At 50.2% G+C, this 14468-nt stretch carries 14 protein-coding genes; 4 read left to right on the top strand and 10 right to left on the bottom strand.

Going from position 1 to position 14468, the window contains the following annotated elements; genetic code table 11:
* Positions 1-110: 110 nt before the first annotated feature.
* A complete protein-coding gene (locus tag FOE74_RS10060; protein ID WP_149098466.1) occupies positions 111-737 on the top strand; it encodes a trimeric intracellular cation channel family protein in 627 nt (208 codons plus the stop codon).
* Between the two features lie 56 nt (positions 738-793).
* Here FOE74_RS10060 and FOE74_RS10055 read toward each other — a convergent pair whose 3' ends face one another.
* The 10 genes from FOE74_RS10055 to FOE74_RS10005 all read right to left on the bottom strand — a co-directional run bounded on the left by FOE74_RS10055 (position 794) and on the right by FOE74_RS10005 (position 10436).
* The gene (locus tag FOE74_RS10055; RefSeq protein ID WP_149098465.1) at positions 794-1351 is read right to left on the bottom strand and encodes a DUF1003 domain-containing protein; all 558 of its coding nucleotides are present in this window, start codon (positions 1349-1351) and stop codon (positions 794-796) included.
* Positions 1352-1859: 508 nt separating this feature from the next.
* Positions 1860-3275 carry a B12-binding domain-containing radical SAM protein gene (locus FOE74_RS10050; protein WP_149098464.1) on the bottom strand — a complete coding sequence of 472 codons (1416 nt, stop codon included), beginning with the start codon at positions 3273-3275 and terminating at the stop codon, positions 1860-1862.
* Between the two features lie 136 nt (positions 3276-3411).
* The gene (locus FOE74_RS10045) at positions 3412-5031 is read right to left on the bottom strand and encodes a serine hydrolase domain-containing protein (RefSeq protein WP_188686569.1); all 1620 of its coding nucleotides are present in this window, start codon (positions 5029-5031) and stop codon (positions 3412-3414) included.
* Between the two features lie 383 nt (positions 5032-5414).
* Complete coding sequence (locus FOE74_RS10040) at positions 5415-5687, bottom strand: hypothetical protein (RefSeq protein ID WP_149098462.1); 273 nt, start codon at positions 5685-5687, stop codon at positions 5415-5417.
* A 96-nt stretch (positions 5688-5783) separates the two neighbouring features.
* Positions 5784-6074: a hypothetical protein gene (locus FOE74_RS10035; RefSeq protein WP_149098461.1), complete on the bottom strand. Its 291-nt coding sequence runs from the start codon at positions 6072-6074 to the stop codon at positions 5784-5786.
* Between the two features lie 82 nt (positions 6075-6156).
* A complete protein-coding gene (locus FOE74_RS10030; RefSeq protein ID WP_149098460.1) occupies positions 6157-7401 on the bottom strand; it encodes a DUF4153 domain-containing protein in 1245 nt (414 codons plus the stop codon).
* A 474-nt stretch (positions 7402-7875) separates the two neighbouring features.
* Positions 7876-8184 (bottom strand): winged helix-turn-helix domain-containing protein, encoded by a 309-nt coding sequence (locus tag FOE74_RS10020; RefSeq protein WP_149098458.1) that lies wholly within the window; start codon positions 8182-8184, stop codon positions 7876-7878.
* Positions 8185-8191: 7 nt separating this feature from the next.
* On the bottom strand, positions 8192-8815 hold the full coding sequence (locus FOE74_RS10015) for a hypothetical protein (protein ID WP_149098457.1): 624 nt from the start codon (positions 8813-8815) through the stop codon (positions 8192-8194).
* A 315-nt stretch (positions 8816-9130) separates the two neighbouring features.
* Positions 9131-9622, bottom strand: coding sequence for a VOC family protein (locus FOE74_RS10010; RefSeq protein ID WP_149098456.1), 492 nt, complete (start codon positions 9620-9622; stop codon positions 9131-9133).
* Between the two features lie 109 nt (positions 9623-9731).
* Positions 9732-10436, bottom strand: coding sequence for a class I SAM-dependent methyltransferase (locus tag FOE74_RS10005; protein WP_149098455.1), 705 nt, complete (start codon positions 10434-10436; stop codon positions 9732-9734).
* 339 nt (positions 10437-10775) lie between these two features.
* Here FOE74_RS10005 and lepA point away from each other — a divergent pair, with 339 nt between their 5' ends.
* From lepA to FOE74_RS09990, 3 genes are all read left to right on the top strand, one after another.
* Complete coding sequence (lepA, locus tag FOE74_RS10000; RefSeq protein ID WP_149098454.1) at positions 10776-12563, top strand: translation elongation factor 4; 1788 nt, start codon at positions 10776-10778, stop codon at positions 12561-12563.
* 55 nt (positions 12564-12618) lie between these two features.
* The gene (locus FOE74_RS09995) at positions 12619-13350 is read left to right on the top strand and encodes a DUF4184 family protein (RefSeq protein ID WP_149098453.1); all 732 of its coding nucleotides are present in this window, start codon (positions 12619-12621) and stop codon (positions 13348-13350) included.
* A 228-nt stretch (positions 13351-13578) separates the two neighbouring features.
* Positions 13579-14460, top strand: coding sequence for a bifunctional 5,10-methylenetetrahydrofolate dehydrogenase/5,10-methenyltetrahydrofolate cyclohydrolase (locus FOE74_RS09990; RefSeq protein ID WP_149098452.1), 882 nt, complete (start codon positions 13579-13581; stop codon positions 14458-14460).
* Positions 14461-14468 lie beyond the last annotated feature (8 nt).

Genomic DNA, 14468 nt, shown 5'->3' with positions numbered 1-14468 from the left:
TCAAACGTTTAAGACCTGTTTAGGCCAAAACACCTTAAAAGCAGAAATAGTGCGGCCAATTTTTCTGGCCACCAAGGTTTGCGTAGTTTGCCTTTTTACGTGAGCACCTCATGACAGAACTTTCTCCCCTTACTTTTTTCCCCGCCATTGATGTGGTGGGCACCTTTGTGTTCGCCATCAGCGGCACGCTCACCGCCGCCGATAAAAAACTGGATCCCTTTGGGGCCTCGGTTATTGCCTTCGCCACGGCATTGGGTGGGGGAACGGTGCGCGACCTGCTTTTGAACCTAAGGCCCATTTGGGTGCAGGATGAGCGCTATTTGATCGCCGTTTTTGTCGCGGTGGTGGTGGCAGTGGTGTTCCGACGGCAGATTGGGCGCCTCAGAAGAACCATGTTCCTCTTTGACACCGTGGGTATTGCCATTTTCACCGTGCTGGGCATGGAAAAAGCCTTGCGGCTGGGGGTGCCACCGCTGATTGCGTTGGTTATGGGGGTAGTGTCAGCCGTTTTTGGCGGGGTGGTGCGTGATATCCTGTGCAATGAGATCCCTTTGATTTTCCGCCGCGAGGTGTATGCCACGGCCTGCCTGGCTGGTGGGGCTGCCTATCTGGTAATGGGGCTCTCTCCGGTGGGGCTGGGGCTGCGCGTTTGGGTAGCCATCGGGATCATCATCCTGATCAGAGTGCTGGCCGTAAAGTACCGCTGGGCCTTCCCCAACCTGCGGCCGGAGCAATAGGAAAGAAGCCGTTTTTTATAAAAAAGGTCGGAAATCACCAGCATCGGGAGGAGACGTCACCTTTTGTCTTTCTCCATTCTGGCCTGCTGGTGCTCCATGGTGTCCATCACCTTTTCAGGTTGTACATCCCTGGCCAGTTCATCTATCTCCGGGTCGTGGGCTTCGGCAATGTCTAATTTTTTAGCGATGGCGGTCACCAGGGTTACCAGCCGCGTAATCTCATGCTCGGCCAAAAGGCTTACCTGTAAGTCCAGGTCGGCTCGTTTGTCTGCCTGAATGTTCATGCGGTTCTGGCTGATCAGGACAAACGTGGAAAGGAAGATGGCTTCCACGGAGGCGAACATGGCCAATACCACAAAGGATTCATCAAAGGGAGGAAGCCCCAGCCAGCCCAGGTTCCAGACCACCCAGATCCCAAACAGGAGCAGGTGGAGGCCAACAAAGAGCATACTGCCCGTGAATTTGGTCACCCCATCTGAGATTCGCTCAGAAACCGTCCGGTTATGTTCTTCTGTTTTTCGTCGTTTTAAAAGAGCCTGGATGTTGCGTTCCACGATCTCTGCCATATGCCCTTCTGTGCCCCGGAAGACGCCTGAATCTCTCTCTTCTGCCATTTCGCTTTTATCTATCTGGGGAGTATACGAGGCGGCGGAAAAATAGCAGCGAAGATTTTCGGGAAACCGGATTTTTTTTGGACAATTTTTTTGCCTCTTGCATAAAAGCGTTTTCAGCTTCTTTTGCTGAAAACCACCCGCCACCAGCCTATGTCTCTTTAGGTCTAATCCCTGATTAGACGCACCGTCCACCAGGAACCACGCCTGTACCACCAGGGGGAAAAATAGGCAGCAGTAGGAGTAGCAAATATGATAGCATTACCCATTTTTCCTTGGTTTTGGGGTAGCGTATGGAATCTCCCTTGTTTGATGTGTTTATCAGGATGTAGGGCCGGAAACAAGGCAAATCCATAGGGGCGGCCGAAGTCCTGCCAAATAAAGAGATGCCGGGGATTCACTCTGTCTTCGGCTAAGCTGAGCCAGATTAACCGCTGCCCAACCTGAAGAGAGCGGGTAGCCTGGGCAGCGGTGGCGGTAAATCTTGTCTGTTAACTTTTCCCAATTGTATTTAAGGCAAGGCAACAGGAGATGCTACGGCTGGGGATGGTTTGGCGCTGTGCTGGCCTTCACGGAAGAAAGGGACGGGTGCTACCAGGTTGACATCTGACCGTTTGGCCATGTCTATTGGGTAGTTTTTCCTGATCCTTTTGTAGGTGTAAAAAGCATTCATGAAAAAGGATAGGAGGAAGGCCCCAGGTCTTAAGGTGAACAATCCTCTTAAAATCCTTCTGAAGGAGTAAAGCGGTGAGAAGGATTTTTTCCATAAGGTTCTGTGCGCCAGCAGCAGCTGGGCTTCGCTTATTTTTTTGGGTTGGAAGGCCACGTTATAGCCATTGTAGAAATTCCAGTTTCTGTCTGGGAGCATACGGCCTTCCAGCTTTAGCTGGGAATAAATAGGGGTTCCCCTGAAAGGCGTCATGATACTCAGGAAGGGAACATCAATCCCGATCTCCATCAGTTGAGGGGCCATGTGCACGATGCTCTGTTCATCATCATGGTCAAACCCCGCAATAAAGCCCGCCATGACCGCTATGCCCCGTTTCCTGATGGCCTGCACCGCCTGTTTATAGTTGGCTATTTTGTTTTGCTTCTTGTTGGCATCTGCCAGGGAATCAACGCCAAAGGATTCTATCCCCAAAAACACGCCTATGCAACCAGAGGCCTTCATGAGGTCCAGCAGCTCCGGGTCTTTGGCAATGTCCATGCTGGCTTGGGTAAGCCACCACTTCTTGAGGGGGATCATTTCCTGTAAGAGCTGTTTGATGTAGGGCCTTCTAATGGTGAGGTTATCATCCCAGAACCAAACCACTTTTCTTTGCCACCAGTGGGGGAAATGGTCATAGGAGGCGTCGCGTAGTACGTCCTGGATGGGCCTTAGCCTGAAACCGGGGTTGAGGGAAGGAACCGTGCAAAAGGAACAGGAAAACGGGCAGCCCCGGGTGGCTTGGATTACTTTTTTGATAAAGAACTTGTTGGGCAACAGGTCATACCGTGGGGTGGGTAAATTGGTCATGTCACAGGGTGACCCGGCATACACCTGCTGCAACTGACCCGCTTCCAGGTCCTGTAACAGGGCAGGCCAAACGTTTTCTGCTTCCCCCGTTACAATAGCGTCAAAATAGGTGAGGGCTTCTTCCTGGCAGTAGGTGACATGGGGGCCGCCGGCCACTACAATTTTCCCTCTCTTTTTAAATTCCACCGCTAAATTATAGGCTGCCACGGCGAAGCCACTGAAAAAGGAAATGGCAATCACCTCAGCCTGCGTCTGGAAGTCTATTTTGTCCACCTGCTGGTGAAACACCCGCACCTCATGTTCTGCGGGAGTGATGGCGGCCAGATGGATGCCCGTGATGGGCGGAACGAAATCCCGTTCGTGCCCGAATTCATACCGCTGAACATAGGCGATGATGAGGTCTATTTTCATGTTCTTTCTTTTAGATGCTGGAGGTAGTTTGAATCATTAGAGGAAGGAGAGAATCCCTCCGCCTTCTGATTAGGGGTTGTTTCAGGAAAAACAGACCCTAATCAGAAGGGCTTTTTAAGGAAGGGGTAAGGAAAGATTAGCGGCGGCTGGTGAGGTCATGCTGCCTGGTGAACCTGATGTTGCGGACCACCGGGTTGCTGTAATCAAGGGCTACCACCTTTCCGGCTTTGTCCCGCACGAAGCGCAAGGTGATGCCGGCAAACTGGAAGGTGTCACGGGTAACCGGTTTGAATTGAAATCCGGCGCCCGGGGCATCATTGGCACGACCCATTAAGCCCTCTTTTCCAGAAAACAGGTCAAAAAAGGCCCCCACCTCCTTGCTGGTGTAGCGGCCGGTGAAGGCCTGAAAATCTGCGGTAGTGGGAGCATAGGGCTGGGCCCGGCGATACAGGGTAGTTTTGCCTTCCATGGACTTGAGAGCAAACTGGTCTGGTGACAGAAAGTGGAGTTCAAATTCGTCCTGAGACATGAACTGCACAAAAGCCCCGTGCCGTTGGTACCGGTCTTTGGCCACCGGAACCAGGCCGGGGCCCCCGGCCACCCGGAACCGGTCGCGGTCCACAGCCAGCCGAAGGGGTTCCCCGGTACGCTCGTTGAAGAAAAGCCCGGTTCTGCTTTTGGCTTCCTCCAGAGCCTCACCAGACAAAGCGGGTGGGGTTTTGGCCATGGCCTGGGGAGAATCAGCATAGGTTACGAATTGGTCGGTGAGGCGTTCTGCCACCGCAGTAGCGGGCATGGCGTCTGAATTGCACAGCACCGCCACAGAGATGCCCTGCTCCGGGAACCGGCCCAGCCAGGCATGGTACCCGGCCGCGCCGCCAGAATGCCATATCTCTTTGACTCCCCGGAAATTCTCCAGGAAAAGGCCCCGGGCGTACCCAAGCTTTCTACCGTTGTTCAGCTGAGCCGGTTCCTGAAGCTTTTGGGTCACAAAGGCCCCTAACCGGTTGGCGGTGAGGGCGTCATTCCAGAGCACCAGGTCACCAGCGGTGCTGAGGATGGCGCCACCGCCCCGGTCATTGCCCAGGTACATATCCAATTTCCAGCCGTCTTTCTGCTTTTCATAAGCCAGAGCCCGGTTTTTGACCGTGGCGGTCATGTCAGTGACGTAAGCAGTAGATTTCATGCCGAGCGGTTCAAACAAACGTTGGCGGGCAAACTCGGCAAAGGGCATGCCGCTGGTACGGGCCACAATCTCCACCAGTAGCACGTAGCCGCTGTTGGAGTAAGAGAATTCCTCGCCCGGCACGAAATTGAGGCCGCGCTGGCGGAGAATGAGCGTCAATGCGTCTGGGTTGCCGTTGGCCAACGACAACATCCCGGTCCAGTCCCGGATTCCGCTGGTATGGGTGAGTAGGTGGTCCAGCGTGATTTTGTGGCCGTAATCAGGCAATTCCGGAAGGTATTTATGGATGTCTTCAGCAAGAGAAAGGCGTTTTTCTTCTACCAGCAGAAGGGTGGCTGCCGCAATGAACTGCTTCCTCACCGACCCGATATCAAAGATGGAGTTTGGGCTTAAAGGCACCTCCCGCTCCAGATCGGCGGAGCCGTAGGCCCGGTTCACCACTACTTTCCCGTTTTGCGAGACCGCGCAGGCACACCCAGGGGTGTCTTTGGTGGCCCAGTTGAAGATCTTGTCTATCTCGGCCGTTTTATCCTGCGCTGTACCAGAGAAGGGTGCCAAGGAAAATGCCATCGCCAGGAAGGCTAAATGAAATAGGCGCAATCGGGCAGGCAAATCTTGTATTTTTTGGCAACTGATAGGTTTCCAGCTGATGGGGAAAGGATTTGTAAGGTTCATATGCGTTGGGTTTTAGAAGGTTAATGATTTGTTTGGTATTAAAAAGTGCTTTGCGTTTCAAAGTGAACGGCCAAAAAAAAGTAAAATTTTTTTCTGATTTTACCCCAGGATCTTCCTGTAGAGCAAGAGGTAAACAAACGTGGCATTCATACTGGTGTTGCTTTCTGGCGGCAGGTGGTTTGAAGCTTATTCAGGTCCATGGAAATCCCCCAACCGCCTAAGTATTAGAGGTCCAGCTGTTGGGTAAAGTCAAAAATTTTGCTTCCCTCTTAGGGAAACTACAGTTTGTCCATCATGTCTCCTAAGTCGCTCACGCCTAAGGTGAAGAGGAGGAGCACAATGCCCAGGAGAATCTTAAGGGCAGCAGGAATAGAAAAGTTGAACCTCCTTTTAAGGTGGGCATTGACCGGCGGCCAATACACCAAGGAAAGAAGCAGGTAGGCTATTCCAGGGACTGGGTGAACTAAAAACAAGTTCAGCACCCCAATTATAAAGACAAGAGTACCAAAGGCCCAGCCAAAGAAAGAGGGTATTGTCAGTTTCGCTTCCATGTAGATTTCTAATCTTATTTTTAAAGAATCGCCTCAAAACAAGGTTCAGTCCAAGGGAAGTTGAAAGCCGCAGGACATGGAACCTGGTCGGAAAGCTTATACATCCATCATCATCAGGTCAATCTTATCAAATAATTCTCCCACGCCCAAGGCGGCCATGATGATGAACACCCCCAAAAGAAGTTTGGCAAATAGGGGAATGGCAAATCCAGTCTTTTCCTTGAGCATCACGTTGGCCGGCGGGAAGTAAACGAAAGCCAGCAGGATCAGGAAAATCCCAAATCCCGGGTCATTGCCCCAAAACGTATTGATGAGGCCTACCGCCGCCACTAAAAGGCCAAAAAACCAACTAATTAAATGACCACCTAGGTTAAGTGTCTTGTTCATCGTTCTGCTATTTTTATAGGTTATAAATTTCATTGCCTTGAAAAGGCGGGTACTTTTTGAAGGATAGGGCCGGCTGGTTTTCTTATTTAAATCCGAAAACCAAGGGGAAAACGAAAACAACCAGCACGGTCCAGATGAGATACACCGGAAGATACAAGGCAATGGCCCTTCCTACCTCTGCGGTAGCTGCCTTCTTGGTGATGGCTTTGAAGAGCATCACCGTAACCAAGAGAAGGTGGACCAATATCAACACGTTTCCGCCCAGAACAGCCACCCGGTTCGGGGTGATTCCCCACTCAGAGATCCGGAAGGAGATCGCCGACAAGGCAATGCCATTCACTACCACCGTCACAATAGATAAGAGGAGGAGGACCCAGAGGGCAGAGGTAGATTTTTCTTTGGTAGAACTTTCTGCTACGGAGAAGAAGATCAAGGCCATGACGCCTATCAGCAACAGGTTGAATAGCAACAGGAACTCCCGGTCATTGTAAGGATCTTTGCCAGAGAAAATGATAGCCCCCAAATAGATCACCAGCATAACCAACACCAACGGACTGAAGATTTTGGCGATCACCGGCGATACTTTGTTCACCAGTTGCGGGTTGGTTTGGGTAAGAAACGTAGCCACAATGGGCACCGCTGGTAGCCCAAACGCCACCACATACTCAAAGTAGAACTTCTCAATGTTGAACCCGATCAACGAAAACAACCCAATGGTGATCCCGGTCATGATCACCCCGGCAATCACTAGCAAGGCGGCCATCACGGCAAGGTCCCCGTTGAAACGCAGGAAGTCAAGGCGCTTTCTATGATCACGGAATTCATTTCCCGCAAACGACACCCCCAGCACGCCCCACAGCAGTAAAGGCAGGTGAAGGCAGGCCAGCACCAGGGTATCACTGTTGGGATTGTGGGGCAACGAGTTGATGTACACCAGGCACACGAGGACCACACCGGCCAGCAGGGCGGTTTTAGCTAAGCTGAGTTTATTCTTCCAGCCGAAGTAGGCCGCTAAAAAGGGGAATACCAGGAAGCTGATGTTGCGGGGATAGAAGAATTCCTCCTCAATGCCGAAAATGGCCGGAAATTTAGCCAGGATGCCTGCTATGAGCGAAGCGACAGCCACAAACAGAAGTTCATTTCTGGACCCCCAGGAGATATCATCTGTTTCATAGTTCAGCCGCTCATGCCAGTAATCTGCGAGGGTATTGCCTTTCAACTCAGGGTATAACCCACTGAACTCGCGTTTAAAAGGAGTTTTGTTGCCCCGGTACAACTTCTCCAGTTGTCTGGGATTCTGTAGATTGGAAAGTATTTCGTCACGCATGGCTTTGTATAAATGAAGTTTATAAATAAGACGAGTAAATAGGGAAGGCTCTGGTGCTTAGTCCCAGTGGCCAGTGACACTAAGGGCCGCTACCAGGCTAAGCCAGAGAAGAACCAGGTACAACAGACTTCCTGCAAAAAGCCCGATTCTCGTTTGCCAAACCCTTTGATTTTGCAAGAGGCCCATCAAGTAGGAGAGGAGAACACCGCCCATGGCACCCCCCAAAGACACCGTGGCCATAGGTAAGAAAACCCACGCTCCATAGCTGGAATCCCCGCTGCCTAAGAGCAGCACAAAAAAGGAAACAAGTAGAAAGGCGAGGCCGGCCCCCATCAAAGCAGCCTTAAGGAAAGGCGGGAGAGGCTGGTGATGCGGAAGGTTATGTTGCTTTGCCATAGTGGTAGGAGTGAAGATGGACTTTGAGATAATTTACGATTAAAGTACTTTGAGTTTCAAAGTGGAAGAACAAAAATTTTAGTCTTTTTGGCGGTTGTTTAAAATTAGTTGTTCCAAAGCATCTAAATGGCTTTTGAAGGCTTCGCGGCCAGCGGGGGAGGCATAGTAGGTGGTCTGGGGTTTACGGCCTACGAACTGCTTTTCTACGCGCAAGTATTCAGCTTCTTCCAGGGCCCGTAGGTGGCTGGCTAGGTTGCCATCTGTGAGTTGCAGGGTATCTTTCAAGGTATTGAAATCCACCTTCTCCTCTACCATCAGCACCGACATAATGCCCAACCGCGCCCTGCTCTCAAAGGCCTTGTTTATATTTTCAAGATAGTTTTTCACAGGTCTGCTAGCGTTCGTATTTAAAGTACACCAGCGCCCCGTAGACTATGTGCAACATGCCAAATCCTACGGTCCAGAGAATCAAGCCATAACTTACGAATACGCTCGCCAGCAACCCCAAGACAATCTCAAAGATGCCAAGGTAGCGGATGTCGCTTAACGTGAATTTGCTGCCGTTCAGCAAAGCCAATCCATAAAAAAGGAGCATGGCAGGGGCCACCAGGTAATAGAGTTGGTGGTAAACCAGGATAGCGCAGAAAGCCCCGCCGGTGGCCAGGGGAATGGCCAGGTTCATCAACAACCGCTTGGATTGGTTGTCCCAGGTGCGCTGGTTCTTTTTGCGGGCGTTACGGGCGGTGAAATACGTGGCGGTACAAGAGGCGAGGATCAGTACCCCAACCCCCACCGCCACTAAAAACAAGATATCTTCGCGGGTAAAGCTTCGGTCAAGGTCTTGGTAATAGTTAATATTGTGTTGGCTAAAGTACCATTTCACCACCGCAGCCCCAGCCAAAGCCGATAGACCGGCAAACACGCCAGACAATCCGCTGAGCGAGATGAAGCGGGAAGAACGATCCATGATGTTCCGGATCTCGTGCAGGGCTTCTAGTTGGTCTTGCTGTTGATTCATAATAAAGTACTTTGCGTTTCAAAGTTAAAAAGAAGCCCGGGAAAAACAAGAGCCATCGGTAATAATATTTCAAACCCCGGGAAAAGGGGAGATACATCTGTTTACCTGGTTTATGATCTCGTGGGTTTTTTTAACTGAAAACCGCTAAAAGGATATTATCTGCAAGATTAAGCATGAAAATGAAGTAGGATAAACGCACCTTAAAAGAAACAAGACTTTGAAAGGACTGAGGGAAGGTAGTAATGGGGCCCTTCCCATACCGGCTTATCTTGAAACAAGAAGACCCTTCGTTGGCTCCTTTTTAAACCCTGTCCTCTAATAGACTTCTTTTATCAGATCATTGAGATTCAATTCTTTTGTGTACATGTCCAGGGAGCCGTCTGGTTTGGAGGGCCAGAGTTCTTTGGGCAGGTCCCAGTATAACTCTACCCCGTTCCCATCTGGGTCGTTCAGGTACAGGGCCTCAGATACACCATGGTCGCTGGCGCCAGAAAGGGGATAGTTCGCTTTCAAGAGCCGAACCAAAATGCTTGCCAGATCCTTCCTGGTTGGGTAAAGTATGGCGGTGTGGTAAAGCCCCGGGCTGTTTCTCGGGGCAGGAGAGGCTCCTAGGCTGTGCCAAGTGTTCAATCCAATGTGGTGGTGGTAACCTCCCGCGGAAAGAAATGCCGCCTGGGTCCCGTACATGATGGTCACCTCAAAGCCCAGCAGATCGCGGTAAAACCCAAGGGATCTCTCCAGATCGGCCACCTTTAAATGGACATGGCCTATCTGGGTTTGGGTAGGGATAGTGTAGTCGTTTTCCATACCTAAGGTATACGGTAAACTCAGGTACAGTTTTTAGTCATAAACCCAATTAAGAAAGTAGGGAGGTGTTTTTGCCCCTTTTTTTAAAAATAGAACCTAAACCGCAGGATTAGGGCGCCCATTTTCTTAAAACAACATCATAGAAACCTTCCTGGTGTAAGCACAGGTAAAGCATCTCATACTGCTCTTCGATCATGAATTGATGCACCGCTTTAGGTACCCCAAAAGGGAATAAGCCATTTTGGTCAAATAAGGTATAATCGTTGAATTGGATAATGCCCGTTGGTTTAATCTTATGCTTTATGACTTCTATTTCCTTCGCAACAGATTCATAGGTATGGTCAGCATCCACGTACATAAAGTCAACCGAATGGTCAGGAATTTCCTGAAGCATTGCCCAGGAAAGACCTTGTTTTACCTGCGCTATATCTTTGTCTATATATTCCTGGAGTTGCTTCTTATAGTATTCAAGGTGGCTGCATTTAGTTTCCTTAAGGAACTGACAACCCCATGGTTCCTTGCCTTCTTTAAAACCAAAGATATCAATGCCGATAAATTTTTCTGGTTGTACGATTTCCAAAATATGTTTGCTGAAATCCCCATAGCCAACACCCACCTCAACAGCTACTCCTCCTTTGGGTAATAATTTCAAGGCTTCAATTCTATCCACACAAACTTTGGCGTTGCTAACCAAGTGATTTGGCAAGGGGGAGAAAACTGCATTTTCCTTTACATTTTTCCGAATATCACCTTTTAATAGGGTATAGCCTGATTTGAGTAAAAGCGTTTTTAAATAATCTTTGATAGGATTCATTTTTAAATAGATAATACTGGATCTACCCGAATTGATGTCACCTTTATGTTCTTGAAGGAGCTTACTGGCTCTTTTTTATAAAGTGGTTTAAAAGGGGCCTTCCGGATTTTTAGTACGTCTTATTTTTTAGCTTTTTTAAGGACTTGCCCATAGCAGAGGTAAATCTGCTATGGGCAAGTCCTTTGTTAGGCCCCTGAAAGGTACCAAAGGCAGGAGGCGGTAAGTTTTCAAAAATTATCTAAAAAAGTAGACTTCTCCATAAAAAGTCGCACCTGCGGCCCTAAACCCATTCCAGCTGCCCGGTTTTCTTTGTATCTTTGGTCTTTGTAATTGATTCCTATGAAGAACATCCGCAATTTTTGCATCATTGCGCATATTGACCACGGTAAGAGTACGCTCGCTGACCGCCTGCTGGAGTTTACCCAGTCGGTGTCTGAGCGGGAAATGCAGCACCAACTCTTAGACAACATGGACCTGGAACGGGAACGCGGCATCACTATCAAGAGCCACGCCATCCAGATGAACTATATATACAAAGGGGAGCCCTTTGTGCTTAACCTTATTGATACCCCGGGCCACGTAGACTTTAGCTATGAGGTATCGCGGTCTATTGCCGCCTGTGAAGGAGCCCTTCTTATTGTAGATGCCTCCCAGGGCATTGAGGCCCAGACCATCTCCAACCTGTACTTGGCCATTGGCAACGACCTGGAGATTATTCCGGTGCTGAATAAAATAGACCTGCCACACGCCATGCCGGAAGAGGTGAGCGACCAGATCATTGACCTCATTGGCTGCGAGAGAGAAGACATTATCCATGCCTCGGGCAAGGCAGGTATCGGTATTGAGGATATCCTGAACGCTATCTGCGAACGTATCTCCGCCCCGAAGGGTGATCCGGATGCTCCTTTGCAGGCCTTGATCTTTGACTCGGTGTTCAACTCGTACCGCGGGATTGAAGTGTACTTCCGGATCATGAACGGCACCCTGCGCAAAGGCGATAAGGTGAAATTCATTGCCACCGGCAAGCAATATGAGGCCGATGAAATTGGCGTGCTTAAGCTAAACCAGGAACCAAGACAGGTGCTGGGAGCTGGCAACGTGGGGTACCTTATCTCGGGCATCAAGAATGCCAAAGAGGTGAAGGTAGGGGACACCATTACCCATGCCGCTAATCCTGACACCATCCAGATCCAGGGGTTTGAAGAGGTGAAACCTATGGTATTCGCCGGTATCTACCCGGTTGAGACTACGGAGTACGAAGAACTGCGCTCTTCCATGGAGAAGCTTCAATTGAATGATGCTTCTTTGGTGTGGGAGCCGGAAACTTCGGCGGCCCTGGGTTTCGGGTTCCGGTGCGGGTTTTTGGGCATGCTCCACATGGAGATTGTGCAGGAACGCCTGGAGCGCGAGTTTGACATGACCGTGATCACCACGGTGCCCAGTGTGCAGTTCAAAGCCTTTACCACTAAAGACGGGGAGATCAAGGTGAACGCACCTTCTGAGATGCCGGAGCCGAATTACATTGACCACATTGAGGAGCCGTTCATCAAGGCGCAGATCATCTCCAAAGCAGAATATATTGGGCCTATCATCTCCCTTTGTATGGACAAGCGGGCCATCCTGAAAGCCCAGAACTTCCTGACCTCTGACCGGGTAGAGCTGATCTTTGAGATGCCGCTGGCTGAGATCGTGTTTGACTTCTTTGACAAACTCAAAACCATCAGCCGGGGCTATGCCTCGCTGGACTACGAGCTCATCGGGTTCCGGGAATCGCACATGGTGAAACTGGACATCATGCTCAACGGGGAGAAGGTGGATGCCCTGAGTGCCATTGTGCACCGTGACAAAGCCTATGACTGGGGCAAGCGCCTCTGCGAGAAACTGCAGGAACTGTTGCCCCGCCAGATGTTCGAGATTGCCATCCAGGCCGCTATTGGGCAGAAGATCATTGCCCGGGAAACAGTGAAAGCCCTGCGCAAGAACGTATTGGCCAAGTGTTACGGAGGGGACATTTCCCGTAAACGGAAGCTCCTTGAAAAACAGAAGAAAGGGAAGAAGCGTATGCGCCAAGTGGGCAACGTGGAAATTCCGCAGGAAGCCTTCCTGGCAGTTCTTAAATTGGATTGATTCCAGAACCCGATGCCCAGGCATCGGGTTTTTTGTTTTCCCTTAGCTTCTTCGTATGCCTTTCACCTTCTCCCACCCAGCAGTCATACTTCCCTTCAAAGGTTTGACGGGCAAAAGGGTTTCTTTAACGGCCCTGGCCTTGGGGAGCATGGCCCCGGATTTTGAGTTCTTTTTCAGAATGCGCGCCGAAACGGACATCAGTCACACGCTCAAGGGTATTTTCCTGTTTGACATCCCTGTGGTTCTCCTGATGGCAATTCTCTACCATTGTTGGATAAGGAGCCCTTTGATCAACCATTTGCCTCCTTTTCTGCGGCACCGATTCTCCGTGTACCAAGACTTTGATTGGCTAGCGTATTTTAAAGAAAACTGGCTGGTGGTTATGACCTCTGCGTTCCTGGGGATTGTGACTCATCTGCTTTGTGACGACTTTACCCATGATTATGGCTGGACGGCCAAGAACTTACCTTTGCTTAGTTCCTCGTATCATCTCGCTGGCTACGCTGTTCCCGGTTACCACCTTTTACAATATCTCAGCAGCCTGGTCCTTGGAATTTTCCTGGTGGTGGAAGCTTTCAAATTGCCCCGTGTTTCTCACGAAGGATTTTCTTCCACCTTTTTTCTATTCTGGGGCATCAACGTGCTCATCACCATCCCCACCTTTATTCTGAGATTTACCCTCAGAGACCGGGAAATGACCATGGATGATACCATCATGACCGCCATAGCAGCCGGGCTGCTGGGCTTATTGGTGGCGGCCTCGGTAGTAAACCTCTTAAAGAAGTAGGTTTCCTATCAACTTCTTTTTCCTATCTAAAGGATGTAAGGGCTGAGTACTCAAAACAAGCCTCTAAATGCTCCTTAGAGAATCTGGTAACTGTCCTAGCTCCAATGGCACCAGGAAAAAGAAGAGGAGGTTTGGTTTGGGTTCTACGAAATAACTCTAAAAACCCGAGGCACTTTCCGCAATCGCTTGTACTTTTGCGCCTAGTATCATCTCTCATTTCTCGTACCCATGACCCTTTTAGACGGAAAGAAAACCTCTGAGGCAATCCAAAGTGAGATTGCCGCGGAAGTTGCCGAAATCAAAGCACAAGGTGGAAAGGTACCTCACTTAGCCGCTATTCTAGTTGGCCAGGACGGAGGTTCAATGACGTATGTCAACAACAAAGTGATCGCCTGTGAGCGCGTTGGATTTGCCTCTACTTTGCTTCACTATGAAACAGACATCACCGAAGAAGAACTCCTCACCAAGATCAGGGAGATAAACGAAGACCCGGAAATTGACGGATTGATTGTCCAGTTGCCGCTTCCAAAGCACATCAGTGGAGACAAAGTGCTGGAAGTCATGGATTACAAGAAAGACGTAGACGGTTTCCACCCCGTGAACGTGGGCCGCATGGTAGCCGGCTTACCCGCCTATCTTCCGGCCACGCCGTACGGCATCATGCAACTGCTGGAACGCTACCACATTGACACCAAAGGCAAGCACTGTGTGGTGGTAGGTCGAAGCAACATCGTGGGCACGCCCATCAGCATCTTGATGAGCAAATGCACCATTCCCGGCGAAAGCACCGTCACCATCTGCCACCGCAACACCGTTGACCTGGCCCACCATACCCGCCAGGCAGATATCCTGATCGTGGCCGTAGGAAGACCCGGCCTCATTACCGCCGACATGGTGAAGGAAGGTGCCGTGGTCATAGACGTAGGCACCACCCGCGTCACAGATACCACCCGTGAGAGAGGCTGGCGCCTGCGCGGCGACGTGGACTTTGACAGCGTAGCCCCTAAGTGCAGCTACATCACCCCGGTACCCGGAGGTGTTGGTCCCTTGACCATCTCCATGCTGTTGAAGAACACCCTGAGAGCCGCCAAGAAAGAGGTTTATTCCTAAGAATAAAG

It is taken from the genome of Rufibacter glacialis (genome assembly GCF_008271745.1).
In the GTDB taxonomy this organism is placed as follows: domain Bacteria; phylum Bacteroidota; class Bacteroidia; order Cytophagales; family Hymenobacteraceae; genus Nibribacter; species Nibribacter glacialis.
The sequence above is the reverse complement of the archived record's forward strand: the minus strand, read 5'-3'. Positions and strand labels throughout refer to the sequence as shown.

Coding starts and splice junctions, on each gene's coding strand:
- FOE74_RS10045 (WP_188686569.1), bottom strand. CDS start 5,031: ATGGCATTTTCCTTGGCACCCTTCTCTGGTACAGCGCAGGATAAAACG.
- lepA (WP_149098454.1), top strand. CDS start 10,776: ATGAAGAACATCCGCAATTTTTGCATCATTGCGCATATTGACCACGGT.
- FOE74_RS10055 (WP_149098465.1), bottom strand. CDS start 1,351: ATGGCAGAAGAGAGAGATTCAGGCGTCTTCCGGGGCACAGAAGGGCAT.
- FOE74_RS09995 (WP_149098453.1), top strand. CDS start 12,619: ATGCCTTTCACCTTCTCCCACCCAGCAGTCATACTTCCCTTCAAAGGT.
- FOE74_RS10040 (WP_149098462.1), bottom strand. CDS start 5,687: ATGGAAGCGAAACTGACAATACCCTCTTTCTTTGGCTGGGCCTTTGGT.
- FOE74_RS10010 (WP_149098456.1), bottom strand. CDS start 9,622: ATGGAAAACGACTACACTATCCCTACCCAAACCCAGATAGGCCATGTC.
- FOE74_RS10035 (WP_149098461.1), bottom strand. CDS start 6,074: ATGAACAAGACACTTAACCTAGGTGGTCATTTAATTAGTTGGTTTTTT.
- FOE74_RS10015 (WP_149098457.1), bottom strand. CDS start 8,815: ATGAATCAACAGCAAGACCAACTAGAAGCCCTGCACGAGATCCGGAAC.
- FOE74_RS10050 (WP_149098464.1), bottom strand. CDS start 3,275: ATGAAAATAGACCTCATCATCGCCTATGTTCAGCGGTATGAATTCGGG.
- FOE74_RS10060 (WP_149098466.1), top strand. CDS start 111: ATGACAGAACTTTCTCCCCTTACTTTTTTCCCCGCCATTGATGTGGTG.
- FOE74_RS09990 (WP_149098452.1), top strand. CDS start 13,579: ATGACCCTTTTAGACGGAAAGAAAACCTCTGAGGCAATCCAAAGTGAG.
- FOE74_RS10030 (WP_149098460.1), bottom strand. CDS start 7,401: ATGCGTGACGAAATACTTTCCAATCTACAGAATCCCAGACAACTGGAG.
- FOE74_RS10005 (WP_149098455.1), bottom strand. CDS start 10,436: ATGAATCCTATCAAAGATTATTTAAAAACGCTTTTACTCAAATCAGGC.